Origin of the sequence: Streptomyces sp. NPDC059853 (assembly GCF_042731495.1) — a bacterium.
In the GTDB taxonomy this organism is placed as follows: Bacteria; Actinomycetota; Actinomycetes; order Streptomycetales; family Streptomycetaceae; genus Streptomyces.
This window is the reverse complement of record NZ_JBHWJL010000308.1, coordinates 1-5911: the sequence shown is the minus strand read 5'-3', so window position 1 is coordinate 5911 and position 5911 is coordinate 1. Positions and strand designations below refer to the sequence as shown.

Genomic DNA, 5911 nt, shown 5'->3' with positions numbered 1-5911 from the left:
CGGCCGCACGGGGGGGTCACGCCGGTGCGGAGCCCCCCGCTCCGCGTCCGGCGGATCTGGCCCGCCGGGACGGCTGAGGCCGCCCCGGCGGGAAGGACCGGCGGCAGGTGCGGGGCGTCAGCCCTTGACGCACACCACCTGCCGCAGCCGCGCCACCACCTCGACGAGGTCCCGCTGGGCGTCGATGACCTGCTCGATCGGCTTGTAGGCGCCGGGGATCTCGTCCACCACCCCGGCGTCCTTGCGGCACTCCACGCCCCGGGTCTGCTCGGCCAGGTCCCGGGCGGTGAACCGCTTCTTCGCCTGGTTGCGGCTCATCCGCCGGCCCGCGCCGTGCGAGGCGGAGCGGAAGGAGTCGGTGTTGCCCAGGCCCTTGACGATGTACGAACCGGTGCCCATCGAGCCGGGGATGATCCCGTACTCGCCGCTGCCGGCCCGGATCGCCCCCTTGCGGGTGACCAGCAGGTCCACGCCGTCGTACCGCTCCTCGGCGACATAGTTGTGGTGGCAGGAGATGACCTCGCCGAAGGTGGGCTTGGCCTTTCCGAACTCCTTGATGATCACATTGCGCAGCAGCCCCATCATCACCTCCCGGTTGCGCCGGGCGTATTCCTGCGCCCAGAACAGGTCGTGCCGGTAGGCGGCCATCTGCGGGGTGTCCGCGACGAAGACGGCCAGATCCCGATCGACCAAGCCCTGATTGTGCGGCAGTTTCTGCGCCACTCCGATGTGGAACTCGGCCAGTTCCTTGCCGATATTGCGGGATCCCGAGTGCAGCATCAGCCATACCGCGTCCTCGGTGTCGACGCACACCTCGATGAAGTGATTGCCGCCGCCCAGGGTTCCCATCTGGAGGCCGGCCCGCTCGCGCCGGAAGCGCACCTGTTCGGCGATACCCCCGAAACCGGACCAGAAGTCGTCCCAGCCGGCGCCCTTGAGGCCGTAGACCCGGGCGGGGTCCACCGGGTCCCGGTGCGTCCGGAAGCCGACCGGGATGGTCTCCTCGATGCGCGAGCGCAGCCGGGAGAGGTCACCGGGCAGGTCCGAGGCGGTCAGGGAGGTCCGCACGGCGGTCATGCCGCAGCCGATGTCCACCCCGACGGCCGCCGGGCAGACCGCGCCGCGCATGGCGATCACCGAGCCCACCGTGGCGCCTTTTCCGTAGTGCACGTCCGGCATGACGGCCAGGCCCTCGACCCAGGGAAGGGTCGTCACGTTCCGCAGCTGGCGCATGGCGCCGTCCTCGACGGTCGCGGGATCCGCCCACATCCGGATCGGCACCCGTGCCCCGGGTACTTCGGTGTATCCCATGATTTCCTCAATCCCCCTGGTGATGATCGGATTTCATTGTGGCGCCAGTGCCCGGTGCGGCGGCAACCGGTTTTGCGGGCCCAAGGGCGGGGCAACAGACTCCCCTTGTGATGTCGGAGAGCGGACCTCTATGGTTGAGCCGCTACAACCGCCTTGATCAGAAACTGATCCGACGGCGTGTTTTTCGATCAGCAGGCCAAGGAGGGACCCGCCCATGGCCAGTCATGGACGTCATCGCCGCTACAAGCCCAGCACGGTCTCCCGCGCGTCGCTGACGGTCACCGCGGGCGGTGCGGGGCTCGCGCTGCCGCTGATCAGCGCCACCGGCGCCGAGGCCGCGTCGGTGGAGACCTGGGACAAGGTCGCCGAATGCGAGAGCAGCGGCCGGTGGGACGTCGACACGGGCAACGGCTACTTCGGCGGTCTGCAGTTCAAGCAGAGCACCTGGGAGGCGTTCGGCGGCACCGCCTACGCCCCGCGGGCCGACCAGGCCACCAAGGACCAGCAGATAGCCGTGGCCGAGGAGGTCCTGGACACCCAGGGACCGGGGGCCTGGCCCAGCTGCTCCTCCCGCGCCGGTCTGACCCGGGACGGGGTCGACCCGGGGGTCTCCCCGGATGCCGGTGCCCCCGGCCGCGCCGAGGAGAGCGCCGAGCCCGCGGCGGCCGCCCCGGCCGGCGAGGTGCGCACCCAGGCGGCCGGGCTCACCCGTACCGAGACCGCCGATCCGTACGAGGTGGTGCGCGGCGACACCCTCTCCGCGATCGCCCGCACCCATGAGGTGACCGGCGGCTGGCAGTCGCTGTACGACCTCAACCGCGAGGTCATCGGCGGCAACCCCGATCTGATCTTCCCGGGCCAGCGGCTCACCCTGGCCGGCGGCGGCGCGACCCACGCGCCCGAACGGGCCAGGGAGACCCCGCCCGAGCAGACCGCGGAGCCCGAGCCGGAGCCGGCGCCCGCCCCGGCACCCGAACCGGAGCCAGAGCCGGAGCCGGAGCCCGCTCCCGAGGCGGCCGGGTACTCCTCGCCGGTGGACGCGTCCACCGGTACGGCCTACCGCACCACCGGCAGCCTGTGGTCGCGGGGCTACCACACCGGCGTCGACTTCCCGGTGTCCACCGGCACCTCGGTGAAATCGGTGTCCGGGGGCACGGTCGTCTCGGCCGGCTGGGCGGGGTCCTTCGGTTATGAAGTGATCGTCCGGCACACCGACGGCAAATTCAGCCAGTACGCGCATCTGTCGCAGATCTCGGTGTCCGCCGGGCAGCCGGTCAGCGGCGGGCAGCAAGTGGGACGGGCCGGGTCCACCGGCAATTCCACCGGCCCGCATCTGCACTTCGAGATCCGTACCGGTCAGGGCTTCGGCACCGATATCGACCCGGTGGCCTATCTGCGCGCGAACGGCGTCACCCTCTGAGGCATTCCGCAGGGTGCCGGTGTGTTCTCCCGCACCGGCACCCCCTGGAAACCGGACAGATGCTCCACTAACCACCCAGAATGAGGAAGACCTCGTTCCGTTTTCTTCCCTCCGCTGCCACCGGGTCAGTACCCTCGACACTCCGAGGCCAATTCCGGCATATGCAGGAGACATTGGAGACGTCGATGGAACGACCCGCCTGGGCGCCGCAGGGCATCGATCTGTCCGTGCCGAGTGTTTCCCGTATGTACGACTTCTATCTCGGCGGTTCGCACAACTTCGAGGCGGACCGTATCGCCGCCCGCGCGGCGATCGAGGCGTTTCCAGGACTCCCCAAAATCATGCAGACCAATCGCGCCTTTATGCGGCGGGCCGTACGTCACGCCCGGGCCGCCGGGGTGACCCAGTTCCTCGACATCGGCTCCGGAATACCCACCTTCGGCGCCGTCCACGAGATCGCCCGGGAGGGCGGGAGCGATGCGCGGGTCGTCTACGTCGACAACGACCCGATCGCCGTCGCCCACAGCCGCGCCGTCCTCGACGGCCAGGAGGGCACCGGGGTGGTCGCCGCCGACTTCCGCGACCCGGCGGCCATCCTGGACAGCGAGCCGGTGCGCCGGCTGATCGACTTCGGCCGGCCGGTCGCCGTCCTGCTGGTGGCCCTGCTGCACTTCGTGGACGACAGCGACGAGCCGGCGGCGGCCCTGGCCCGGCTGCGCGCGGTGCTGGCCCCCGGCAGCCTGCTCGTCATCTCGCACGCCTCCACCGACACCGGCCCCCGCACCGCCGACCAGGGCAGCCGGATCTCGGAGGTCTACCGGCGCGGCGGCGCCACCCTCGTGCTGCGCTCGCGCGCGGAGGTGCTGCGCTTCTTCGACGGATTCGAGCTGCTGGAGCCCGGCCTGGTGGCTCCGCCCGACTGGCGGCCCGACGAACCGGTGGACGAGGACGATCCGGTGGTCTACACGGGCCTCGTCGGGGTGGGGCGCGCCGCGTGAGCACTCCGCCGGCCGGCCCGCCCGCCACCCCCCACCGACCCGAGGTGCCCGCCGACGGGCTGCGCAGATTCGCCCGCATCTGGTGCCGCGCCGTCTATCCGGCCACCGCCACCTCGCTCACCCGCCCCGAGTTCGAGGAATTGCTGCTCGGCCTGGCGGACACCCTCGCCACCGCGCTGCGGGCCCGGCCCTTCGACCCCTCCCCCGGCCGCGAGGTGGGCGAGGCGCTGGTCGCCGCGCACTGCACGGATCCGGACGCGCTGCCCCGGGTGCTGGGGGTGCTGGACGCGTATCTGCTGCTGTACTGCGTGGACGCGGCCGGGCTGCCCGCCGACGAGGCGCGGAACCGCTGCACCCGGCTCCAGCACGCGATGGCGGCCGGGTTCTCGCGGGCGCTCCAGGCGCGGACCCGGTGCGAGCAGGAGTCGCTGTCGCGGGCGGCGGTCACCGCGCAGCGGGAGATCGGGGCGGCGCTGCACGAGAGCGAGGCCCGGTTCCGTGCGGTGTTCGCGAAGGCGGGTCTGGGGATCGGCATCGCCGACATGGAGGGCAACATCCTCGATGTCAACAGCGCGCTGGTGCGGATGTTCGGCGGCTCCGAGTACCAGGTGCGCAGCCGCAACGTGCTGGAGCTGGGGCATCCGGAGGACACCCCCGAGGTGTGGCGGATGCAGGGCGAGCTGATGCGCGGCGAGCGCGAGCAGTACCAGGCGGAGAAGCCGTACCACCGTTCGGACGGCACGGTGCTGTGGACCAATCTGACGGTGTCGCTGCTGCGGGACGCGGAGGGCGAGCCGCAGTACATGCTGGCGATGCTGGAGGACGTCACCGAGCGCCGGCTGTTCCAGCTGCGGCTGCGCTACCAGGCCACCCATGACGCGCTGACGGATCTGCCCAACCGGGCGCTGTTCTTCGAACGGCTGGAGCAGGCGCTGGCACCGGGTTCCCCGGTCGGCCGGATCGGCCTGTGCTACCTGGACCTGGACGGGTTCAAGGCCGTGAACGACAGCCTGGGGCACGCGGTGGGCGATCAGCTGCTGATCGCGGTGGCCGAGCGGCTGCAGAGCCGGATCAGCGGCCCGGGGCGGCTGCTGGCCCGGATCGGCGGGGACGAGTTCGTGGCACTGGTGACCGATCCGCGCTCGCCCGCGGCCGTCACCGAGGTGGCCGAACGGGCGCTGGCGGCGCTGTCGGTGCCGGTGGAGGTGGCCGGGCGGGAACTGCTGGTGCGGGCCAGTATCGGAGTGGTGGAGGGTGCCACCGGTGAGCTGTCCTCCTCGGAGGTGCTGCGCAGCGCGGACATCACCATGTACCGGGCGAAGGCGCAGGGCGGCAACCGGTACGCGCTGGCGGACCCGGACCGGGACGCGCGGGCGATCAGCCGGCACCATCTGACGCACCATCTGCCGGCGGCGCTCAAAGGCAGCGAGTTCTTCATCGAGTACCAGCCGCTGATCACGATGAGCGACGGGTCGCTGGAGGGCGCGGAGGCGCTGGTGCGCTGGAGCCATCCGCGGCACGGGGTGCTGGGGCCCGACCGGTTCATTCCGCTGGCCGAGCACACCGGGCTGATCGTGCCGCTGGGTCGCTGGGTGCTCCAGGAGGCGGTGCGGCAGGCGTGCGAGTGGCAGGTGCGGGGCATCGGCGGAGCCAGGCCGCTGCGGGTGAACGTGAATCTGTCGCCGCGTCAGCTGCACCATCCGGAGCTGGTGGAGGACACGGTGGCGGTGCTGGAGGAGGCCGGGCTGCCGCCGAGTTCGCTGTGTCTGGAGGTGACGGAGTCGGCGATGGTCTCGGCGGACGACCAGGAGCTGAAGCCGCTGCGGCAGCTGGCGGAGCTGGGGGTGGGCATCGCGCTGGACGATTTCGGCACCGGCTACTCCAATCTGGCCAATCTGCGGTATCTGCCGGCCAGCACGCTGAAGCTGGACCGGTCCTTCACCCAGGGACTCCAGCAGCAGCCGGCCGACCCGGTGGATCTGAAGATCGTGGAGTCGATCGTCTCGCTGGCGCACACCCTCCAGTTGTCGGTGACCGTGGAGGGCGTGGAGACGCAGGCGCAGGCGCGGCAGCTGCGGGAGCTGGGGTGCGATTCGGCGCAGGGCTGGTACTACGCGCGCCCGGGTCCGCCGTTAATACCCCCCGCCAGCGACAGCCACGGCGGAAGCTCTCCGATGGGCCG

The 5911-nt window shown here is 71.4% G+C and carries 4 protein-coding genes; 3 read left to right on the top strand and 1 reads right to left on the bottom strand.

What is annotated here, in order from left to right; genetic code table 11:
- Positions 1–117 precede the first annotated feature (117 nt).
- Positions 118–1311, bottom strand: coding sequence for an RtcB family protein (locus ACFV5N_RS23500; protein WP_385603248.1), 1194 nt, complete (start codon positions 1309–1311; stop codon positions 118–120).
- 214 nt (positions 1312–1525) lie between these two features.
- On the opposite strand from ACFV5N_RS23500, the gene ACFV5N_RS23495 reads away from it, so the two are divergent.
- The 3 genes from ACFV5N_RS23495 to ACFV5N_RS23485 form a co-directional block, all read left to right on the top strand.
- Complete coding sequence (locus ACFV5N_RS23495) at positions 1526–2731, top strand: transglycosylase family protein (RefSeq protein ID WP_385603245.1); 1206 nt, start codon at positions 1526–1528, stop codon at positions 2729–2731.
- A 185-nt stretch (positions 2732–2916) separates the two neighbouring features.
- On the top strand, positions 2917–3729 hold the full coding sequence (locus ACFV5N_RS23490) for an SAM-dependent methyltransferase (protein ID WP_385603242.1): 813 nt from the start codon (positions 2917–2919) through the stop codon (positions 3727–3729).
- Positions 3726–5911, top strand: a 2186-nt coding sequence (locus ACFV5N_RS23485) for a putative bifunctional diguanylate cyclase/phosphodiesterase (RefSeq protein WP_385603239.1), incomplete at its 3' end; no start/stop codon positions are given. The genes ACFV5N_RS23490 and ACFV5N_RS23485, both read left to right, overlap by 4 nt.